Origin of the sequence: Psychrobacter cibarius (genome assembly GCF_016107535.1) — a bacterium.
In the GTDB taxonomy this organism is placed as follows: Bacteria; Pseudomonadota; Gammaproteobacteria; order Pseudomonadales; family Moraxellaceae; genus Psychrobacter; species Psychrobacter cibarius.
The window spans coordinates 39,215-61,341 of the sequence record NZ_JABASQ010000019.1; the positions used below are offsets into that span (position 1 = coordinate 39,215).

The following is a 22,127-nucleotide window of genomic DNA, read 5'->3' on the forward strand; positions in this document are numbered from 1 at the left end:
GAATTAACAAGCAAAACATAAATTGTTCCAGAATAAAATAAAAAGGTCGCTAACAAGCGGCCTTTTTTATTACTTGGTAATAGTCATGTAACAATCGTTAAAGTCATGTTACAAGTTGGGCGCTTGTCTGGGGTTTTTGAACATAGTGTGATAAAAATTATATTTGTTTAACAATAACTGATGCATTTTCGCCTTTGTGAGTCAATTTTTATAAAAAAGGCACTGCTCCTTTTGATTATTAATCTTGATATCGAAGATTATTTTTCATTGCTACTTTTTGGGGATATCACTTTCTATGAGTAAATTACCTCGCTCCACTATTTTGTTGCCAGTTTTTGTACCGGCAGCAGCGATTATGCTGTTATTGGTGATCGGTACAGCCATCAACCCTGACGCTGCTGGCGAGCTGTTCAGCAAAGTGCTGGCATTTACCACCGACACTTTCGGCTGGTTTTATATGTTGGCAGTCGCCATATTTTTGATGTTTATCATCGCCTTGGCATTTTCGCCTTATGGCAGTATTAAATTAGGCCCTGACCATGCGGAGGCTGAGTATAAGTTTCTGGAATGGTTCGCCATGCTTTTTTCCGCAGGCTACGGCATAGCCTTGCTGTTTTATGGCGTAGCAGAGCCTGTATTGCATTTTGCCAGTCCGCCACTTTCCACGCCGCAGACGATTGAAGCTGCCAAAGAAGCCATGCAAATTGCCTATTTCCATTGGGGTTTCCATATTTGGGCGATTTATGGCGTAGTAGGTTTGTCGCTGGCGTATTTCTCTTTTCGTCATGGCTTGCCATTGTCGGTACGCTCAACGCTATATCCATTAATCGGTGACAAAATCTATGGCCCTATCGGACATACCGTTGATGTGTTTGCGATCGTGGGCACGATGTTTGGTATCGCCACCAGTTTGGGTCTATCGGTGGCGCAAATTAATGCAGGACTAAATTATTTGCTACCAGAGATGGTACCAGTTAATACGACGGTGCAGGTTATTATCATCTCCTTAGTAACAGCAGCTGCCTTGGTGTCCGTGTTGGCAGGTATGGACAAAGGCGTCAAGCGCTTGTCTATTTTAAATATGGTATTGGCAACGGCACTCATGTTATTTGTCTTTATCGTTGGTCCGTCGATCTTTATTCTCAATGCTTTTATGGAAAACACGGGCAGCTATCTGGGCAATATCGTTGAGCGTACTTTTAGCTTGCAAGCGTATCAATCGAGTGATTGGATCGGTAGTTGGACACTATTTATTTTTGCATGGACGATTGCTTGGGCGCCTTTTGTGGGTCTGTTTATTGCCAAAATCAGTCGCGGTCGCACCATTCGTGAGTTTGTATTGGGCGTCATGTTAGTGCCAACGCTATTTACCTTCTTTTGGTTTTCAGTGTTTGGCGATACGGCACTGCATATGATTATGGTCGATGGTTACGACGCGCTGATTAGCGAAGTGCAAAACAACCAAGCGATTGCGTTATTTAAATTGCTAGAGAATTTACCATTTACGCAGATTGTCTCATCATTGACAGTACTGTTAATTATTACTTTTTTTGTGACGTCATCGGATTCAGGGTCATTAGTGATTGACTCGCTCGCTGCGGGTGGGCGTAGTGATACGCCTTGGTGGCAGCGCTCGTTTTGGGTGGTCACCGAGGGGGCGGTCGCAGCGGTTTTACTTATCGCAGGCGGTCTGAGTGCACTACAAACAGCAGCTATCGTTAGTGCTTTACCGTTTGCAATCATTATATTAATTTCGACATTTGGTATGTGGCGTGCACTACGTATTGAAGGACATCGCAATCAAAGCCTAGCCAATGACAATCATTTGCCGCCGCATCTACTTAAGCTTGACGCATGGCGTGATCGTATTGACTATATCACCAATCAACCAACGCGCGAAAAAGTGCTGGGTTATATCAAAGGTACGGTTTTATCATCGATGCATGAGGTGGCAGAGAAATTTGCCGAAACAGGCTGGTTGCCTGATGTGAATTATGATGAGGTCAATAACCGTGCTGTATTGGAATTAAGACGCGGTGACAATGTAGAGTTCTGGTATGAAGTTCGTTTGTCAGAGCATGAAATTCCTGATTATTATACGGAAGATATGGCCAATGAATTACCACAAGAGCACCATCATCGTGCTGAGGTGTATTTGCGCCGTGGTGGTCAAACCTATGATTTATATGGCTATCAATCAGAGTCGGTGATTAACGATATTATTGATCAGTTCGAAAAATACCTACACTTCTTAAATGTGTCGCCAGATAGTTTGCCGTGGCGTATGCAGGAGCATGATGAGGACATCACACTGGAGCAGGGCAGTGTGTTTGATAAGTAAGGGTGTACTGTTAAAAAAGTCGTGTTTCTTAATGCAAGTTATTCACGTTAATAGCTTGCAATATGCGTACGATTCCTTAGAATAACGGCTTGTTTTTATTATCTTATTTTAATTAATGGCAAGCCGTTTTTTATGTCTACTGATTCTCCTGCTTTACCGTCGTCTTTGCCAGTATCTGGCCATCCATTATTGCAGCCATTGAATATCGGCGGCTTGACGATTGAAAACCGCCTCATGGTTGCTCCTATGGCGGGCGTTACGGACAATCCTTTTCGGCGATTGTGTAAATCATTTGGTGCCGGTCATGCAGTGAGTGAAATGATTATCGCTGACACGGCGCTTTACGCGCGCAAAAAGTCCTTGTATCGTGCCAATTTTGACAATGAAATTGCACCTATTTCAGCGCAAATTGCAGGGGCTGAACCTGATAAATTGGCAGAAGCGGCACGCTATCAGATTGATAATGGCGCACAAATTATTGATATCAATATGGGCTGCCCTGCCAAAAAAGTCTGCCGTAGGCTGGCAGGTTCTGCACTGTTGCAAGACGAAGATTTGGTTGCGCGCTTGTTAGATGCGGCGGTAAATGCTGTCGATGCACCCGTGACCTTAAAAACGCGATTGGGTTATGAAAATGGTCGTGAGAATATCTTGCGTGTGGCAAAGCGTGCTGAGCAAGCAGGTATTGCAGCGATTGCCATTCATGGGCGCACGCGCGAGGATATGTATACTGGCGAGGCGCGTTATGAGCTGATACGCGAAGTCAAAGAAAGCATCAATATTCCCGTCATTGCCAATGGCGATATCGATAGCGCGCAAAAAGCCCAGCGTGTCTATGAGTTGACAGGTTGTGATGCTGTGATGATTGGGCGTGCTGCCCAAGGACAACCGTGGATATTCCGTGATATCGAGCACTTCTTACGCACTGGTGAGAGTCTTGATGCACCGAGCGTCAGTGAGATAAAAGAGATCGTACTGGCGCATTTGCAAGAGCTATATGACTTTTATGGTGAGTACTCTGGCTGCCGTATCGCTCGCAAGCACATTGCTTGGTATACCACAGGCATTCCTAATTCTAATGCTTTTCGCCAAGCGATGTATGGCGAAGAAAGTACCGCTGGACAGTTTCGCGTGGTCGAAGATTTTTTGCAGGCGCACGAATAGTAAGTGAGCAAACGGCTCATGCTAAGCGTTTGTTAAATGACAAAAAAAGCTTTAAAGCTCGTCCACTTTAGCGGTATGTGGTTCTTTTTTGAGCACTGTATTTTCTTTTTGCCAAGGAAATTTGCCTTCTAATCCTAACAAAATAGATTTACCCACAGTTTGTCTGATTTCGATATAGGTCTCGTGATTAAACCCACTGGTTAGGCGAATCCCTCGATAAAAAGCAAAAAACAGTCCAAAAAACATAATAAGTACGCCAATGATCTCGACTATCTTAGCAATTAAATCAATGTAATGAGCTAGAGTTGCAATCAAAACAGATACTCCTTATCGATGTTCGGTGGAAATCGTAAGTCTAAGCAATACTGCGATTATACGTTTATCAATCCTTATAATCGTCAAATTATCTGGCTGAGACGGCGGTTTTGTTCACTTTAAGCCATAATTTTTTGCTATGCTGTAATCGAACATTCATAGGCATAGAAACAACAAAAAGGATTTTTTATGGCCAATCCCTCAAAAAAAGAAATCAACAAAGCGGTCAAAGATAAGCATATCATTATCACAGGGGCATCAAGCGGTATTGGTGAGCGTACAGCGTATTTACTCAGTGAATGCGGTGCGCATGTTATCTTATTAGCACGTACCGAAGACAAACTAAAAGCCGTTAAAGAAAGTATCGAGGAGCTTGGTGGCAATGCCAGTTATTACCCTTGTGATTTAACCAATATGGATGATATCGAAAAAGTTAGCACGCAAATTTTGGCAGATTTCGGACATGTTGATGTCTTGGTCAATAACGCTGGTCGTTCAATTCGGCGCTCGGTTCACGAGTCTATTGATCGTTTCCATGATTTTGAGCGTACTATGGATATCAATTACTTTGGCGCGGTTAAAATAGTTCTTGGGTTTTTGCCGACGATGATTGAACGTCAAACTGGTCAAATTGTGAATATTTCCTCTATTGGCGTATTGGCAAACAGTCCGCGTTTTGCCGCTTATGTCGCCTCAAAATCGGCATTGGATGCCTTTAGCCGCTGCTTAGCTGCTGAAGTGAAGGGCGATAATGTGACGATCACCAATATTTTTATGCCATTGGTGCGTACGCCTATGATTGAGCCTACTAAGTTGTACCGCTACATGCCTGCGCTTATGCCTGATGAAGCAGCGATGATGGTTGCCAAAGCGATTGTCCATAAACCAAACAGTATTGCCAGCAACATGGGTAAATTTGCGTCAGCTACTTATTCACTGGCACCAGCAATCAACGTTGGTATTCAATCGATGGGTTATCGTATTTTTCCAAGCACCCGCGCTGGACTGACTACCGATAAGAAGCCAAACCTTGCTCAGCGCGCCTTTGCCAGAATACTTCCTGGTGAGCATCATTAGAATAGGCTGTGTATGAGCCTTGATTTAGGATAAAAAAGGACGCTGCGGTGTCCTTTTTTAATGCCTTAAAATTATTAATGTTGATACAAAATAGGAGAGAGGGCAGTAGCAGCCTTTTGTTCTTAACGCTTTATTATGATCAAAACCTATTTATAACTGTCTATCATAATCACTCTTATGGGAACTAACGTGTCTTCAACTCAAATTTAGATTTAGCACTCACATTAAGTCATAAGTCGTTTCGGGTCATAAATGAGTCAATCATGGCAGCTCAAATCGTGATTGCCATGATGTTAGATCCTGTATGAGTCAGAATAATTTTTAAGGCATATATCAGTCGGCTTACAATGAAAGCTCCGCCTCTAACACTTATGTCCTGTAAAGTACTTTAACCACATGCCAGCCAAATTTGGTTTTTACTAAATGTGGGGTGAAGAGTTTGCCGCTGAAGCAGATTTTATCAAATGCTGGTACCATGTCGCCTTGTTGAAACTCACCTAAGCTACCGCCTTTTTTACCTGAAGGGCAGGTTGAATGTCGTTTCGCCAGCACATCGAACTTAGCGCCTTTTTGAAGCTTGGCAATAATATCTTCAGCCTGTTCTTTGTGTTTTACTAAAATGTGTAATGCGCTAGCTGTACGAGCCATAATGTAAACCTTTTATAAAATATCGATTATCGGGGCATTATATCACGGCTTATCTTGGTTGCTAACTTCACTTGTATGCGCTACTTCTTCAAAAGCCATTATCTACACAGGGACTACTATTTGGATGAGAATCGGTGTCTTTTGAGTGTCGCTGTCATTACATCGGTGCAATGCATTTGGGTAGATGTGCATGAGCAGATCAATCGCACCTTGATCTGAGCTAAGAATCAAGGGTAGCTTACGAGCCCAATCAAGCCTAATGGTTAGGCATTAAGCGCTTTGCTAACTTTTTAATATCGTTATTCCCAACAGGATCTAGTGACTTGGCATACGATAGTGATCTGCGATTAGCTCAACAGTGCGCGATTGGGCGCGGCGCGAATAGCCCTGAACCACCATCATGACCTCATCCACCCCTGTCTGCTCCTGAAGATCCTCTAAACCTTTTGCGACCTCATCAGCAGTACCATGAAGGGTTTGATCGGTATACTGTTCAATAATCTGGCGCTCTTGCATATTGCCTTGAAAAGCCGCCACTTCATCAGGAGGCAGCAAAGCAAAAGGTTTGCGCTGGAACATTCTTAACATTGCCATGGCAGACGATGTTGATTGGCGACGTGCCTCTACAGGATCTTCATCTGCAATCGCACCAATACTGACCAAACTATATGGCTTGGCTAGAATTTTTGAAGGACGGAAATTCTCTCGGTAAATGCGCATGGCACTTAATACATCAGCATTGCCAAACTGTAGAGCAAATGCATAAGGTCTACCCCTGCCAGATGCGCGGAGTAAGTCGATGACCCTAAGATCCAAACATCAGCAGCGGTCTTCGATGGGGGTACTCGGCTTTCCATGAGCCTGGCACCGCATGAACCTCATTATAAAAATGGTCTTTTGGGAAGCTTCTAAAAAGCCCAACAACTCTGCAACTTGCTGAGGAAATTCATTGTTCGCCGCCTGATGCCGACGCAAAGCTGAAGCCGTTACGACATCCGTACCCGGTGCCTGTCCCAAACCAAGATCAATTCGCCTTGGTGCCATCGCATCAAGCATACCAAATTGTTAAGCGATGACCAAAGGCACATGATTGGGTAGCATGATGCCACCTGCACCAAGTCTAAAGTTCTCAGTTTCCCCAGTAAGCCGAGCCACCATCATCTGCGGTGAAGGCACCGAAACACCAGGCATGGCATGGTGTTCAGACATCCAAAACCGTTGAAAACCCCTTTTATCCGCCAGTTTTGCAAGCGCAATCATCTCTTGAAAGGTGTCCTCTGCCGTGTGACCAACGCCGGTGAAGGCATTGTCGAGCACCGAAAGAACGAAAGGGGCGCTACCTGAATGATTTGGCATATTCATAAGCGATCTCATTTTTACCGTATTAACGATGCATGACAACACACTTTGGGTATTGCCACACAGGGAAGATTTAAAAACCCAGCTATCAAGTACTAGAATTTATAGAGCTGCCCATCATCAGGAACAAGCGCTCGTTGTTTATCCAGATGTTTTTCCTCGATAAAGCGGCGCAGCTCTGCCTTGGTGAGAGTGGCATGATTGACCGTATCCATGTGCACGCTAACAATCTGCGCATTAGGAGAGAATTTATAGGCACGGTATACATCGTCTTTCCCCATAATGATCGAGTCATCCACAAAGGTAGTCAGCTTGGCATAGCCTGCATTAAGGATGACGGCATCAGGTTTGTAGTGAGTAAGTGTACTCTCTACTTCCTTATTCCAAATGGTATCCCCTGCGACATAGACGGTCTTGTAGTTTGGTTTCTGGAATACAATCCCCATCGTTTTGCCCAGCACTTCAGCTAATGGCGCCACTTTGTACATCTCATCAGTACCATGCTGTCCGATGGTTTTATTGATCTTAGTGCCTTTAAACACAACGCCTTGTTCGGTTAATACTCTGACATCGGTAAAACCATCTTTACGTACGATTGCCGCATCGGCTGCATCTTGGGTAAAAATTGGCATGTCACGAGGCACAAGGTTACGTGCAGCTTCATCCCAATGATCATCATGTAAGTGGGTCAAAATAATGGCATCAGCCTTAAGCACTTCGTCAACAGACATTGGCAGATCGACCATTGGATAGCGTATTTGGCTATTTACTGTGCCATCAAACCCTGGATAAGCGTTTTTAGCCGCTAGCATCGGATCCACTAAAAATGTAGTCCCGTCATAATTAAGCTTGATCGTGGCATTACGGATTTGCTGAAATTGAACGGTATTGGTCGCTGTCTGTTTTACAGCGTTAGAATTTGCTGCTGGACTGGCAAAGGTGGTACATGCCGTTAACAACATCATGCCACTTAACAGTGTGGTGCCGGTCAGCGATTTTGCGATATTCATAATAGTTACCTTATTGAGGAAATTCTTCTTAATGGGAATATGGTTTAAGAGTCTATTTCATGACTAAATCATGATTTGATTAACAACTCTGGATTAACGGGCAATCCACGTTTGAGTATCAATCACTTCGCCATATAGAAACTCAATCGCTGCCATGATAGTGGCATGAGCCTGAGCAGCAGGTACTTTCGTACCATTAAATTCAAGATCAAGCGTGGCACAGGCATCATGGACGGTAGTGGTTGTATAACCAAAGTCCACTGCAGCACGAACCGTTGCATCAACACACATATGGCTCATGGCGCCAATCACAGTCACTTCTTTGATACCTTCTTTATCTAATAGCTCTTTCAGATTGGTCTCGCGGAACGAATTGGGATAATGCTTAGTGATGACGGCTTCACCCTCTACAGGTTTTACCTTCTCATTGATCACCACACCATCGCTACCAGGCGTAAAGATTGGTGCGTCAGCAGATGGCATCTCATGACGGATATGAATGACGGTATGACCTTTTTCTCTGGCAGACGCAATCACCAAAGCGGCATTATCAGCGGCTTCGTTAATACCTACGAGTGCGAGTTTACCTTGTGGGAAATATTCATTTTGAATGTCGACAACGATCAATGCTTGTGTGTTCATAATAATGCCTCTTTATTTATGGAAGTGACTGTATAGGCGTATATTTTACAAGCACTGTGCTACACTAACGAGTGGCTACATCGACACATAAGAGGTTAATAACGACATATGAGTCATAAAGATACGATTGAAATTGGGTTGGTCGTCTATGAGAAAGCACAAATGGCGGCTGTCCTTGGACTGACTGATTTACTGACGGTTGCCAGTAAACTCGCCGCCAAACGTCAAGATACAACCGATCTGCCTCTACAAGTAAGTCACTGGGAGATTAGCGGCGCTAAGCAGCAGCCTAAGCGCACTTTTTCGAGCAATCTTGATAGCGTAGGAAAATTAACAGCCGTCATCATTCCACCCACGTTAGAAGCACCGATTGCAAAGCAAGCGGCAGAACCTTGGCTAGAATGGCTAAAAGAGCAGCATTCGACAGGTGTGGTATTGTCATCCGTCTGTGCAGGTGCTTTTTTACTGGGTGAAACAGGACTACTATCTAAGCGCAAGACAACCACGCATTGGGGTTATGCAGAGGATTTTAAGCAGCGTTTCCCTGATGTGAAGCTTGATGTCGATCGCATTATTATCGAAGACGGTGATATTGTGACCGCTGGTGGCGCGATGGCCTGGACAGATTTAGGATTAAGAATGGTTGATCGCTTTCTTGGTTCTCAGGTGATGAATGAAACCGCTCGTATGTTGTTAATTGACCCCTCAAGGCGTGAACAATGTTATTACAGTGCTTTCTCACCCAACCTCACCCATGGAGACACAGCCATATTAAAAGTGCAGCATTGGCTACAAAGAACCAATGCACAAGATATTGATTTATCCACCCTCGCCAATTGCGCGCAGTTAGAAGAGCGTACTTTTCTGCGTCGTTTTCATAAGGCAACAGGCATGACATCAACGGAATATTATCAGCGGTTACGCATCGGCAGTGCCAAAGACTTTCTACAGTTCTCGTCGTCTCCTGTTGAGCAAATAGCGTGGAAAGTGGGTTATAGTGATGTCAGTGCATTTCGTAAAATATTTAAGCGCATTGTTGGGTTGACACCAAGTGAGTATCGACGTAGATTTAATACGAATAAGGCGTGATAGGTTTAGGTAATGATTTTTTTAAAGGTAGGCACATTGACTGCTTATAGGTAAGAGTTAGATGTAATAAAACGGCCACTGATGTAGCCATAACCGTTTTATTTTTGAACTGTCATTAACGGGAAGACACTCCTTTAAAACGCAGTAAACGCAATGCATTCAGCGTCACCAGTACCGTAGCACCAGTATCCGCTAGCACAGCAATCCACAGTCCTGTCACGCCGAGCACAGTGGTTATCAGAAATATGCCTTTTAACCCAAGTGCAAATATGACATTTTGATGGATATTTCTCATGGTGGCGCGGGATAAGGCAATAAGGTTAGCAACGTCTATCACGCGGCTTTTTAATAGGGCAATATCAGCCGTTTCGATAGCCACATCCGTGCCACTGCCCATCGCAATGCCAATATCTGCCGCTGCCAAAGCGGGTGCATCATTGATACCATCACCAATCATCGCTATTTTACTATTGCTTTGCATCTCACTGAGTAGACGTAGCTTATCTTCAGGTAACAGCTCAGCTTGCCACTCTATGTCTAACTGACTGGCTAGCGCTTTTGCCGTACGGCTATTGTCACCTGTGAGCATGACAGAGCGCACGTTCATCTTATTGAGCTGTGCAATGGCTTGCTGTGCATCTTCTCGTAACTCATCACGTAGAGCGACCAATCCGAGCGCCTCCCTCGTGTGCTCATCAAACAAAATAGAAACCGTTTTACCATCATTTTGTAGCATCTCAATTTGAATCTGCTGCTCAGCTGACAACATAACGTTCTCAGCGACGTAGACTGGTGAGCCGATGGCCAAAGAGCGTCCAGCGACAGTGGCATGAACGGCTTTGCCTGCCGTAGCAAAGGCGTTGGAGGATTCAGGTATGACTACGTTAGCGGCTTTGGCATGATCCACAATAGCCCTAGCAAGTGGATGACTAGAAGCAGCATCGACGCTTGCAAATAGTGACAGTAGTTTATCGTGACCCTCAGCAGCGGTATGCGCTGTTTTAAAACCAATAACATCGGTTACCCGTGGTTTTCCTTCAGTCAAAGTACCCGTTTTATCAAAAGCGACAGTACTGACCTGACCCACCAACTCCATGACATTCCCGCCTTTGATAAGCAGTCCATGGCGCGTGCCGACAGCCAAACCTGAGGCAATAGCGGCAGGTGTTGACAGCACAAGAGCACAAGGACAGGCGATCAGTAATAGCGCCAAACCACGATATAACCATATTCCCCATTCTGCTCCCATCAGTAGAGGTGGGATAATAATGACCAGCGCCGCAATCGCCATCACGATAGGCGTATAGTAGCGGCTGAATGTCTCAATAAAGCGTGCAGTCGGTGCTTTGGACGCTTGCGCCTGCTCCACAAGTTCAATAATACGCGCAATTGTATTATCTGCCGCTGTTTTTTCTACGCGTATTTGTAGTACTCCATCAACGTTGATAGATCCAGCAAAGACCTCATCGCCTATGGTTTTGGCAACAGGAACAGATTCTCCTGTCACAGGTGACTCATCAAGGCTAGATATCCCTTGAATAATCACCCCATCAGCAGAAACTCTATCACCGGGACGCACAAGCACCTTATCGTTAATCTGTAATGCAGTCGCTGCCACCTGACGTTGTTGTCCTTGCGCGTCCAATAAAATAGCCGTCTTTGGCACTAGTGATGATAACGCTCTGATGCCAGCGCGCGCACGATCAGCTGCGACGCTTTCTAATAGCTCACCAACCGAAAATAGGAACACCACGGCAGCAGCTTCTTCTGCCTCTCCAATGATAAGGGCGCCGATAGCCGCAACAGACATGAGCATTTCAATTGAAAAAGGCGAACCTACTAACGCCAGTGCAAAAGCTTTACGGGCAAATGGTAGGACACCGATAGCCACAGCGGCAATAAAAACCCATGCGCCATATTCAGGGAAAATTAAAGACAACATATATGCGGCACTCATCAAAAGCCCATTACCAACGACCTGTTTGCCTTTTATGGTTTGCCACCAGCGCTGATCGTTTACCGCTGCTTGACCACCATCAATACCCATCTCATTTTGTTGACTTGTTAACGCTGATACACCAAACCCTAAGCGCTTAATAGTCTTTTCGATATCTTTAACGTTAGTACTTGTATCAGGTTCTAGGGTTAACTCTAGCTTTTGAGTCGAAAAGTTTAGCTGAACCTCAGAGACACCAGGCATACGTGTTAGTGCCCGCTCAATTTTGCCAACACAACTGGCACAGTCCATACCTTCAATATGATATTGCATAGTTATTTATCCTCTTATTGAAGACATTATGGACCCTATAGTAGCTTTAGGGTCAAGGCTTTTAACGACAAAGGGGTTTGATTTTTTATCAGCAAACCTTATAGTTACTTTATTGTTTTAGATAATAGAAAATACTATTTAAGGAGATACACATGCTTATCAAGATTGGTGAGCTTGCTACGCGCACCGGTGCGACGGTCGAAACCATTCGCTATTATGAGAAAGAGAGGTTATTACCAGAGCCTGCGCGTAGCCAAGGCAATTATCGTTTGTACAATGAGGCGCATTTTGAGCGTCTACAATTTATCCTGCACTGCCGTACGCTCGATATGACTTTGGATGAAGTACGAACCCTGCTTCAGTATAGAGATAAACCTGATGAAAACTGCGGTGAGGTCAATGTGCTATTGGATGAGCATATCGATGCGGTAGAAACACGTATGGAAGAGCTGGTACAATTAAAGCAACATCTACTAGCGTTGCGGCAAAAATGCGCAAGTGAAGCGCTAGCTGAATCCTGCGGAATATTGCATGCGCTTGCCGATAACTCCTGTCATAAGTAAAGTATTCATTTTGGTAACATTATCCACTTTTCATACGTAAAAGTAGACCTATCACCAAACGCGCGTGGTCAATAAATTCAAAATGATTCAGCCCATAATCCTTTCTGTTAATCGTATAGACTGCGCGTCTATCAGACTGACTCATTGCACTTGTGCAGGAAAGCCAGCCTTTGCTAAAGCAGCCGTCATCTGCTCAACGCTTGCGATGGTTTCGATACTGACCACTTTGGCTACTAAATCAATGTCAATCTTGGCGTTTGAGTCGATATCGTGAATGGTTGCTGTCACACCACGAGCACAGCCGCCACATTTCATATTTACAATCCATAGTTTCATAGCCTTTCTCCAAATAAGTTTTTATTTCATCACTAAGCTTAAGCCTTGTCATGATGGTAAGGTCAAACACATTTTAAAAAAACGCTTGACCTTACCATTATGTCAACCTCTATGCTGTTGATAACAGATTGAACATGATAGAGGGTGTTATGAACTCAGAAAATAGTAAGTCTTATCTTTACAATGAAACATTACCCATTGGGGGTATGACCTGTGCTTCCTGTGTGGGACGAGTGGAAAAAGTATTAAAAAAAGTTGAAGGTGTTGAAAATGCTGAGGTGAATCTTGCGACTGAAAAAGCCATGATTTCCTCGTCTCAACCTTTAGATCTTATCGCAGCAACCAAATCAGTAGAACGAGCCGGTTATAAGATCTTGGCATCTCAGCCGATTGAGCTGTCGATAGAAGGTATGACCTGTGCTTCCTGCGTTGGACGGGTAGAAAAAGCATTAAAAAAAGTCGAGGGCGTACAACAAGCAAACGTCAACCTTGCTACTGAACGCGCATGGGTACAAGGCAACGCTCAAGTACAGAGCAGCGATTTGATTCAAGCCGTTAAAAAAGCGGGGTACACGGCTAAGCAGATTGAGCAGAGTGTGAGTGTTCAACAGGATAAAAAAGCCACGGAACAGCAGCAGCTGAAACGAGATTTAGCGATCTCTTTAATTCTAGCCGTGCCTGTTTTTATTCTAGAAATGGGGTCACATATGATTCCAGCTTTTCATATGTGGGTCATGGATAATATCGGCACGCAACAAAGCTGGCTGATTCAATTTGTTTTGACCACGCTGGTACTCATCTTTCCAGGGCGACGTTTTTATCAAAAAGGTATTCCAGCATTATGGCGTTTTGCTCCAGATATGAATTCATTGGTGGCTGTTGGAACACTGGCAGCTTATAGTTTTTCGCTAGTCGCAACATTTATTCCACAAGTTCTACCTGAAGGCACTGTGAATGTTTATTACGAAGCGGCCGCTGTGATTGTAAGCTTAATTTTATTGGGGCGTTATTTTGAGGCAAAAGCCAAAGGACGTACCTCTCAAGCCATTCAACACCTAGTGGGTATGCAAGCAAAAACAGCACGTGTTCACCACAATGGGCAAGTGATTGAAGTGCCGATTGCAGAAGTGACCACAGAAACGATTGTTGAGATTCGTCCCGGTGAGCGTGTTCCAGTCGATGGTGAAGTCGTTGAAGGTCAAAGTTATATTGATGAATCCATGATTACAGGTGAACCCGTGCCTGTCAAAAAACAAGTGGGTGATCAAGTGGTCGGAGGCACGGTCAATCAGAATGGGACCTTGAATTTTCGGGCGACTGCTATCGGGGAATCGTCAGTATTGGCACAAATCATTCGCATGGTTGAACAGGCTCAAGGGTCTAAATTACCGATCCAGGCATTGGTCGATAAAGTCACTATGTGGTTTGTCCCCATGGTCATGCTCTTAGCCACTCTGACTTTTGCTGTGTGGTTTATTTTTGGTCCTGACCCTGCTTTGACGTTTAGTCTCGTCAACGCCGTTGCCGTCCTAATCATTGCTTGTCCCTGTGCAATGGGATTGGCAACACCTACCTCCATTATGGTTGGCACAGGTCGCGGTGCAGAAATGGGCGTCTTATTCCGCAAAGGTGAAGCATTACAAGCTTTACAGGAAGTGAAAGTCATTGCGGTCGATAAAACTGGTACATTGACTGAAGGCAAACCAACCTTAACAGATTTTCATGTCCAACAAGGGTTCGAACAGAACCAAGTCTTGCGCATTGTGGCATCGGTTGAAGCAAAATCTGAACATCCCATTGCCCTAGCCATTGTTCAGGCCGCAGAGCAACAGAATATTAGCTTATTACCGATTACCACTTTTGATTCTGTGACGGGATTTGGAATCAAAGCAGAAGTTGAAGGTCAAGCCGTTCATATTGGTGCTGATCGTTATATGCAGCAATTAGGACTTGATGTTACTCCCTTTAAAGACGAAGCCGCGCACTTAGGACAAGAAGCTAAAACCCCCATATATGTCGCGATTGATCAGAAATTGGCTGCTATTATTGCCGTTGCAGATCCTATTAAAGACACCACTTATGCCGCTATTGCAGGTTTACATCAACTGGGCTTAAAAGTAGCAATGATTACAGGCGACAATCGCCATACTGCGCAAGCGATTGCCGCAAAATTACATATTGATCAAGTGATCGCAGAAGTGTTGCCTGATGGAAAAGTAGATGCGATACGTCAACTGCAGCAACAATATGGACGAGTGGCTTTTGTTGGTGATGGTATCAATGATGCGCCCGCTCTCGCTCAAGCTGATGTCGGACTGGCAATTGGCACAGGAACAGATGTGGCAATTGAAGCCGCAGATGTAGTGTTGATGTCAGGTAGTTTACAAGGGGTTCCTAATGCGATTGCTTTAAGTCAGGCTACCATCAAAAATATTCGACAAAATCTATTTTGGGCATTTTTCTATAACATTGCTTTAATTCCAATTGCCGCAGGGGTTTTATATCCAGCATTTGGAATTTTGTTGTCACCTATTTTTGCAGCAGGGGCAATGGCACTATCCTCTTTTTTCGTATTAGGTAATGCCTTACGCTTAGAGTACTTTCAGGTGCCCGTGATTAAAGCTTAGATACTGTTAATATAGGGTTAAAGTAGCCGTTTGGCTTTAACCCTTTTTATATCAGGAGGAAAGTTATGAATATCGGTCAAGCGTCAGAGCAATCGGGAATCTCTCCCAAAATGATCCGCTATTATGAACAAATCGGGTTGCTTGCTGCCGCAAAACGTTCAAATTCAGGGTATCGAATATATTCTAAACAAGATATAAAAGACTTATGCTTTTTGAGACAGGCTCGTGATTTAGGTTTTTCGTCCAAACAGATGAAAGAGTTGCTTGATTTGCGGAAAAATACAGATCGGCAGAGTGCTGATGTCAAACAATTGACACTGCAACATATCGCAACTTTAAATCAAAAAATAGCTCAATTGCAAGATATGGTGAGCTTATTACAGGTTTCTGCTGATCATTGCTCAGGTGATGCAAACGCCGATTGTGCCATACTAAAAGATCTTGAACAGGGCAAATAAAGTAAATTAGATATAATCTTAATCATAGTAGTATTTAGGTGCTATTCCATAAGTATTCTCACTAACTTCCCAATTTTCTGGATTCACAAGTAGTCGATTTTTGCTCTTTGTGCGTGTGTATTCCAATTTTAATATTCCTCAATTATAACAAAATAAGATTTTTAGCACTGTCTAAAAGCTTTTTCTTGGCTCCTCAACTAAATATTATTTTATTGAACAGTTGACCATGGTAGTTGTTTGCATAAAATAACTATAATTAGCTTTTTGTTACTTTCTAGCCGTACAGCAGTTAGACCGTAGACCGCTCATAAAAGTCATAGATTGGGCTAGAAATGAACAAATCTTGCGAACCACTTTATTCTGAAACTATAACGCTGAGTTTTCCGCTATTATTGCTAGTCATGTATCAGACGTAAACAAGAAAGTGCGGTATGTTCCCTGTTTTGTAAATTTAAGTTATTAACCTGCAAAGTATAAGATATGGTCACAACTCACTTTATCGAATATATTGGAAAGTGCACTATGTACAACAAAAAAGTAGATATTAATAATTATCTAAACCCAATTTTATCTATATTCTCAGCTGCTGTGCTTTCTACGCTGTCATCAATGGCAATCGCTCAAAGCACACCTAACCAGTCTTTTAACGTATCAAGCGTTACTGACAGCTCATCAAGTTGTAACATCTACAAGCACATTGAACAGTCTGATACGCCCATTGATCTGAATAATCTCACACAAACGCCAAATGGTATTGAAGTTCATTCAAATGACTTAGATCTTCAAGTGGAAGACTTTCAACCATGCAAAGCCAGTAAGCCATTCAGTAGTGACAAAGAGGCTATGGCGCTGTATCAGCAACTTGAACACGATTTAGACAAGATAGCGGAGATAATTATTCGTGATGTACCAGAAGGCTTCTCTAAATATAAAGGTTTAGATAATGAAGAACTTGACCAAATAATTAAAAACGTAGAACCAGTAAAACAGAAAAAGCACGATCCAGACAAGTTCATAAACATATACATCTATATGGCGGTTTATAGTTATCTAGGCGAATTTACACCTAAAGATGATGCTAAAGCCGTGCAGTATATGAGCTATGTGGTTGACTACCATCAATCCTTTAGCCCTAACGATGTGTCACCATTACTAAATTATATGGTTGCGGTAGCAATCACAGAAAAACAAAGACATATCAGTGATAACAACCCTATTAATTTACAGCATGAGACTGAGAGTAGTGTTGAAGCTGTGACTGCTTATTTGCTATCCAAAGCAGGGCATTTAGATACGAAGGCTATATTAGTAAAGAGTTGCATCAGTCGAATGAATAGAAAGCTTGATGATTCCACGGTAGATGTGATTCACCAACTATTAGACCCAAAGCTTAAGAAGCTTGAAGATCTTTCCAAGCAAGGAAGTTATGTTGCTACAAATGAATTAACAGAATTATACGGGCGGTTAAAGACCATTGATCTAGATTATGCTGAACAAGCAAGACGTTGGGAAGATCGAGTTGACACTTTGCCCTAGCCAGATACTAGCTGGAATTAGGTGATATACATTTTAAATATTTTTAGAAAATAAATAAATACTGTTTAAGCAACATATACCCCAACAGAACCAGACGTTTCACCCTTCAAATCTATTAACAGACCACTTAAAATAGACTGGTATAATGAAACCACTTATAACAGACTATATAAAATTTAACACGACAACATCCTGTCCTATTTAACCAAATACCCGCCATAATATCCAAAATAATCCAGCCATAATGATGGCAATCACCAATAGCCGTTTCAGCCAATAGGGCATCAGCGGTTTTTTATAGCCTAAATCATTAAGCTGGCTGTCCACACCATTTTGTAGGCTCTTGAATCCTCGACTTTGCTTAGTCGTTTTGACGCGATTTTTTATCAGCTGTCCAGTTTCATCCTCAGCACCTTGCTCTCTATCAAAGCTAATAGCATGGTTAGGAATGCCTTGCTTGCTGGCGATAGTGTTGAGTTTTTGCTGCTGCTTCACCTTTAATTGTGTCTCATAGGCATCAATCCTATTCTTGGCGTCATCCATACTAATGCCTTCATCTGCCGCCAAAGTTTTGATCGCCATCACTAAATTGTTTTTTTCGATCATCATGATGACGTCTCTTGGCAGCTTTGGGTTGACTGATTTTGAGCTAGGGTCGGGGTTAAACATGACTGTCCTTATGGCGATATGAAAAATAGGCATCGATAGTGTTGATTATTATAACCATTTTACAGCAGTAATATTCAATCAAAAAAATACCGCAATCACGATAATGACTGCGGTATTTTAATAGTTATCATTTATTAGTATTTCTACCAATTTTTGATGGCCTATAGGTCTTTCCAGCGTTGGATAGACTCTTTGATGACTTCTTTTGCTTCTGCAACATCGCCCCAAGATTCAACGACCGTAGTGCCTGGTTTTTTCAGATCTTTATAGTGACTGAAATGGAACTCTAACTGGTTGATTAGCTGCTTTGGTAGATCCGCTAGGCTGTTATAAGCATTGCCTGTATCACGGTCGTCAGCAGGTACAACGACGATCTTATCATCGACTTCGCCATCATCAACGAACTTCATCACACCAATGACTTTGGCTTTTAGGAAAATACCAGTTGGTAGCGGCTGCTCAGTCAGCAATAACACGTCAAGCTCATCACCATCTTCGTCAAGCGTTTGCGGGATAAAACCATAGTTACAAGGCTTGGCAAAAATCTGTGGATCAATACGATCAAGCTCAAATACTGCCAGTTCGCGATTCCACTCAATTTTATGGCTGCTACCAGCTGGGATTTCTACTACTACGTTGATAATGCCGCTGTTTACATCGCCTGCGTCCAAAATTTTATTAAAATCTGCCATAAAGTACTCCAATTTGCTTTTGTTTTAAGTGCTTGAATAATAAGTGATGATAAAAGAATAACGTCGCGGCACTGCGATATTATCACTGTGCCCAATATGTGCCGCCTGCGATTATAACAAGTTTGACTCAAATTTTCTCACAATGCTTAAGTCTAAGCGTGCACGATATTATGCAAAAAAAGATTATGCAAAAACGGACTAAAAGAACTCACTTTGGTGCGAGTGCGCGTAGCTCAATGAGTCCGGCATGACGCTTAGCAATGTTATCAATAAGTTTTTGGGTCACTTGCGCATAGCTTAAGGCTTCACCAGTTTGTTCATCTGACTCTTTTTGCATAGCCATAAAGTCGGATAACCGTAACATTTGCATCCCCGCATAACCGCACGGATTAATCGCATTAAATGCGGACAAGTCACAATTTAAATTAAGCGCAATACCGTGATAGCTAAATCCATGTTTAATTTTGAAGCCTAGTGACGCCATTTTCCCCAGCATGATTTTATCATCGAGGAAGGTGCTGTTGGCTGGTGCATCGGCATCATCACTGTCATCTGCTACAGAAGTATCAGCATATAGATAAACGCCGGGTGCGTCACGGCGCGCATGGGCGCTAATGGTTGTAGGGTCTGATGAAAAAGGATTTTGCAAACAGTCATTAATGACATCTTCGATTGCTTGCTCGGCATGCGAGACCAAGTTGCGCACACTCCAGCCCAAGCTATTCAAATCGAACAACCAATAAATAACCAGCTGCCCGTGACCATGCCATGTCACTTGACCGCCGCGATCCGTTTTTATAATAGGCGTATTGGTACGTTGCAAGATGTGCTCTTCTTTACCTGCTTGCCCTAAAGTATAGACATCATTGTGATCGACAATCCATAATTCGTCAGGTGTGCGCAGTCCTTGCTGTTTTTTTAAGTCAATACGTGCAAGCGTACGTGCCAGCATCGCATCGAGAGTGGGAACGTAATCGGCTGTTGTTAGAGATTTGCTGATCAGTGTGTCATTAAGCTGTTGCGTGGTGTTTTGCATGAGAGTCGCAGTCTTATTGTGGTCTGGTTCAAAGAGGTGTATCACTGATATTCAGTCGTGATATCGATAGTGAGTGTAGCAGTTTTTGCGATTGGCACCCAAGATTATCTCTGGTCACGCTGTAAAACTCAACAATCAAAACACTGATAAATGCCCTAACGGAGTAGCCATAATAAGCAAAAGTTCTCAGTGCTTAACATGAAATTTCTAGTATTGTGATGCGTGTTTCTAGACACTTATTTCATACAGACGCAGGAGTCAACTTAATGTGCTGTTCATTGATTCGTTGATGCGCTACATTAAAGTGCAATGAATGGAATCGCATTACTTATATTCAGGGGTGATCGTCAATGTAACCCGCTGATTAGGGCGTGTCCTCAATTCAATCGATTGCTTTCTAAATGGGCTAAAAATGGCTAAATTTTGCCAAACATCGTCAAATAGCTTCTTAATATCTCGATATTATTTGCGCTACTTTCCTTGTTTGACGGCAATTTATCTCATGTTTATCACCATTTTTAAAATGAGGACAAGCCCTAGAAATACAGAGTCTCTAACCCAATAGAGTATATTGACTCCAACGCAGATGACAAGGAAGATAAATGACAGATAATAATCAAAACATGAATGAGCAGACCTCAATCGACACGGATATGTTGCAGCAACCAGTGCCAAAATCGCCTAGTATTGCTAATACGGTTGATGAGATGCGAGCGCAATTTTCACGCTTACAAACACTCAGTCGCACGCAGCCAATCAATGACTGGGCCACTCGTGAAACCCAACTAGACAGTCTAGAAGTCATGCTTAGCGATAACCAAGCCAGTTTCGCCAAAGCGATCAGTGCCGACTTTGGTTATCGTAGCGAATCAGAGACCCAGTTTGCCGAGTTGTTTCCTAGCTTTACTGGTATCAGTCATGCCAAAAAGCACGGTAAAAAATGGATGAAAGTTCAGCGAGCTTCTATTTCAGCGCTGTATATGCCAGCTCATAATGAAATCCAGCCTCAGCCATTGGGCGTGGTTGGTATCATGGTGCCTTGGAACTATCCGTTATTTTTAGCAGTAGGACCGATGATTGATGCACTCACTGCTGGCAACAGAGTTATGATCAAGATGAGTGAAGCGGCACCGCAGTTCGCTCAAGCATTTGCCAGTGCGATTGCTCGTTATTTTTCACCAGACATGATTTGTGTCGTACTGGGTGAGGTAGACATTGCGGTTGCTTTTAGTGAGCTGCCTTTTGATCATCTGCTTTATACGGGCTCTACGGCTGTAGGCAAAAAAGTCATGGCGGCGGCGGCTCCTAACTTAACACCCGTCACGCTCGAGCTGGGCGGTAAATCACCGGTCGTCGTGTTAGAGGGCGCAAACTTAGAAAACGCCGTCAATCGTGTGATGATGGGCAAAACACTAAATGCGGGTCAGACTTGTATTGCGCCTGATTATGTACTGATTCAGCGCCAATATCATGAAGAGTTTATCCGTTTAGCAAAAGAGTGGATGGAAAAGCACTATCCAAATATTGAGAGCAATCCAGATTACTCACGTATTATCAATGGCGAGCAATTTAAGCGTGTCAAAGGCTATTTAGATGGATTATCGAGCGATGGGATCCATAAGCTTACTGATGCTGAGTCTAATATCGAAACGCGTCTAATGCCGCCTGTCATCGTGAGTGAGCCTGCCCCTGATAGTGATGTGATGCAGGACGAGATTTTTGCGCCGATTTTGCCATTGATGCATTACGATACGCTTGATGATGCCATTTATTTTGTCAACGAGCGACCACGCCCACTGGCGTTATACGTTTTTGGTGATAACTACAACGCTCTAGAGAAAGTACGTAACAATACGGTCTCTGGTGGCCTATGTATTAATGAAGTGCTGATACATGTTGCCCAGCATGACTTACCGTTTGGTGGGGTTGGCGACTCAGGAACGGGTGCTTACCATGGTAAAGCGGGATTCGAGCGTCTTAGCCATATGAAACCAGTATTTGTACAATCCAAGTTGAATGGGTTGAATTTGTTGTTGCCACCTTATGGCGGGTTGTTTAAAAAAGCCATGGCAATGTTTTTAAAATAACAAATGCTAAAGCGAGCAAAGTTGACATAGCTTTCTTTCAAGCAAACAAAAATACTTAATCATTGTGAGCAATCATATAAGCAATGTCAAAAAATAGCATCTACTGAGGTAGGTGCTATTTTTTTGTATAAAAGTAAACGATAAAAAAAAATTAAGGGGCTGTAGTAGATAAGGATTAAACATCACACCATATTCTCAGAGTTTTAAGC

20 protein-coding genes are annotated in these 22,127 nt (G+C 43.1%); 9 read left to right on the top strand and 11 right to left on the bottom strand.

Features of this window, described 5'->3' with window-relative positions; genetic code table 11:
* The first annotated feature begins 295 nt into the window (after positions 1-295).
* Positions 296-2,341 carry a BCCT family transporter gene (locus tag JFC08_RS10585; protein WP_198330659.1) on the top strand — a complete coding sequence of 682 codons (2,046 nt, stop codon included), beginning with the start codon at positions 296-298 and terminating at the stop codon, positions 2,339-2,341.
* Between the two features lie 132 nt (positions 2,342-2,473).
* Entirely contained in the window at positions 2,474-3,505 is a 1,032-nt protein-coding gene (gene dusB, locus JFC08_RS10590; RefSeq protein ID WP_198330660.1) for a tRNA dihydrouridine synthase DusB, read from the top strand.
* Positions 3,506-3,556: 51 nt separating this feature from the next.
* Here dusB and JFC08_RS10595 read toward each other — a convergent pair whose 3' ends face one another.
* Positions 3,557-3,820, bottom strand: coding sequence for a hypothetical protein (locus tag JFC08_RS10595; RefSeq protein WP_198330661.1), 264 nt, complete (start codon positions 3,818-3,820; stop codon positions 3,557-3,559).
* A 189-nt stretch (positions 3,821-4,009) separates the two neighbouring features.
* On the opposite strand from JFC08_RS10595, the gene JFC08_RS10600 reads away from it, so the two are divergent.
* Positions 4,010-4,897: an SDR family NAD(P)-dependent oxidoreductase gene (locus JFC08_RS10600; protein WP_198330662.1), complete on the top strand. Its 888-nt coding sequence runs from the start codon at positions 4,010-4,012 to the stop codon at positions 4,895-4,897.
* Positions 4,898-5,266: 369 nt separating this feature from the next.
* Here JFC08_RS10600 and JFC08_RS10605 read toward each other — a convergent pair whose 3' ends face one another.
* The 5 genes from JFC08_RS10605 to JFC08_RS10620 all read right to left on the bottom strand — a co-directional run bounded on the left by JFC08_RS10605 (position 5,267) and on the right by JFC08_RS10620 (position 8,556).
* The gene (locus JFC08_RS10605) at positions 5,267-5,545 is read right to left on the bottom strand and encodes a peptidylprolyl isomerase (RefSeq protein ID WP_060490868.1); all 279 of its coding nucleotides are present in this window, start codon (positions 5,543-5,545) and stop codon (positions 5,267-5,269) included.
* Between the two features lie 315 nt (positions 5,546-5,860).
* Positions 5,861-6,361 carry an LLM class oxidoreductase gene (locus tag JFC08_RS13895; RefSeq protein ID WP_244656507.1) on the bottom strand — a complete coding sequence of 167 codons (501 nt, stop codon included), beginning with the start codon at positions 6,359-6,361 and terminating at the stop codon, positions 5,861-5,863.
* Between the two features lie 249 nt (positions 6,362-6,610).
* A complete protein-coding gene (locus JFC08_RS13900) occupies positions 6,611-6,907 on the bottom strand; it encodes an LLM class flavin-dependent oxidoreductase (protein WP_244656508.1) in 297 nt (98 codons plus the stop codon).
* Between the two features lie 92 nt (positions 6,908-6,999).
* Positions 7,000-7,914: an MBL fold metallo-hydrolase gene (locus tag JFC08_RS10615; RefSeq protein ID WP_198330663.1), complete on the bottom strand. Its 915-nt coding sequence runs from the start codon at positions 7,912-7,914 to the stop codon at positions 7,000-7,002.
* 93 nt (positions 7,915-8,007) lie between these two features.
* Positions 8,008-8,556: a cysteine hydrolase family protein gene (locus JFC08_RS10620; RefSeq protein WP_198330664.1), complete on the bottom strand. Its 549-nt coding sequence runs from the start codon at positions 8,554-8,556 to the stop codon at positions 8,008-8,010.
* A gap of 108 nt (positions 8,557-8,664) precedes the next feature.
* On the opposite strand from JFC08_RS10620, the gene JFC08_RS10625 reads away from it, so the two are divergent.
* Entirely contained in the window at positions 8,665-9,645 is a 981-nt protein-coding gene (locus JFC08_RS10625) for a GlxA family transcriptional regulator (RefSeq protein WP_198330665.1), read from the top strand.
* 115 nt (positions 9,646-9,760) lie between these two features.
* On the opposite strand, the gene JFC08_RS10630 is transcribed toward JFC08_RS10625, so the two are convergent.
* Positions 9,761-11,914, bottom strand: a complete 2,154-nt coding sequence (locus JFC08_RS10630; RefSeq protein WP_087814385.1) for a heavy metal translocating P-type ATPase — start codon at positions 11,912-11,914, stop codon at positions 9,761-9,763.
* A 152-nt stretch (positions 11,915-12,066) separates the two neighbouring features.
* Here JFC08_RS10630 and cadR point away from each other — a divergent pair, with 152 nt between their 5' ends.
* The gene (gene cadR, locus JFC08_RS10635; RefSeq protein WP_087814386.1) at positions 12,067-12,477 is read left to right on the top strand and encodes a Cd(II)/Pb(II)-responsive transcriptional regulator; all 411 of its coding nucleotides are present in this window, start codon (positions 12,067-12,069) and stop codon (positions 12,475-12,477) included.
* A 141-nt stretch (positions 12,478-12,618) separates the two neighbouring features.
* On the opposite strand, the gene JFC08_RS10640 is transcribed toward cadR, so the two are convergent.
* Positions 12,619-12,813 (bottom strand): heavy-metal-associated domain-containing protein, encoded by a 195-nt coding sequence (locus JFC08_RS10640; RefSeq protein WP_060490875.1) that lies wholly within the window; start codon positions 12,811-12,813, stop codon positions 12,619-12,621.
* Between the two features lie 149 nt (positions 12,814-12,962).
* On the opposite strand from JFC08_RS10640, the gene JFC08_RS10645 reads away from it, so the two are divergent.
* The 3 genes from JFC08_RS10645 (at position 12,963) to JFC08_RS10655 (ending at position 17,434) form a co-directional block, all read left to right on the top strand.
* Positions 12,963-15,440 (top strand): heavy metal translocating P-type ATPase, encoded by a 2,478-nt coding sequence (locus JFC08_RS10645; protein ID WP_198330666.1) that lies wholly within the window; start codon positions 12,963-12,965, stop codon positions 15,438-15,440.
* Positions 15,441-15,505: 65 nt separating this feature from the next.
* The gene (gene cueR / locus JFC08_RS10650; protein ID WP_198330667.1) at positions 15,506-15,898 is read left to right on the top strand and encodes a Cu(I)-responsive transcriptional regulator; all 393 of its coding nucleotides are present in this window, start codon (positions 15,506-15,508) and stop codon (positions 15,896-15,898) included.
* A 522-nt stretch (positions 15,899-16,420) separates the two neighbouring features.
* Positions 16,421-17,434, top strand: a complete 1,014-nt coding sequence (locus JFC08_RS10655) for a hypothetical protein (RefSeq protein ID WP_198330668.1) — start codon at positions 16,421-16,423, stop codon at positions 17,432-17,434.
* Positions 17,435-17,635: 201 nt separating this feature from the next.
* On the opposite strand, the gene JFC08_RS10660 is transcribed toward JFC08_RS10655, so the two are convergent.
* The 3 genes from JFC08_RS10660 to lipB all read right to left on the bottom strand — a co-directional run bounded on the left by JFC08_RS10660 (position 17,636) and on the right by lipB (position 19,831).
* Positions 17,636-18,103 (bottom strand): hypothetical protein, encoded by a 468-nt coding sequence (locus tag JFC08_RS10660; RefSeq protein ID WP_198330669.1) that lies wholly within the window; start codon positions 18,101-18,103, stop codon positions 17,636-17,638.
* Between the two features lie 161 nt (positions 18,104-18,264).
* Entirely contained in the window at positions 18,265-18,795 is a 531-nt protein-coding gene (locus JFC08_RS10665; protein ID WP_198330670.1) for an inorganic diphosphatase, read from the bottom strand.
* Positions 18,796-19,003: 208 nt separating this feature from the next.
* On the bottom strand, positions 19,004-19,831 hold the full coding sequence (gene lipB, locus JFC08_RS10670) for a lipoyl(octanoyl) transferase LipB (protein ID WP_198330671.1): 828 nt from the start codon (positions 19,829-19,831) through the stop codon (positions 19,004-19,006).
* A 602-nt stretch (positions 19,832-20,433) separates the two neighbouring features.
* Here lipB and JFC08_RS10675 point away from each other — a divergent pair.
* Positions 20,434-21,918 (top strand): coniferyl aldehyde dehydrogenase, encoded by a 1,485-nt coding sequence (locus JFC08_RS10675; protein WP_198330672.1) that lies wholly within the window; start codon positions 20,434-20,436, stop codon positions 21,916-21,918.
* Positions 21,919-22,127: the final 209 nt, after the last annotated feature.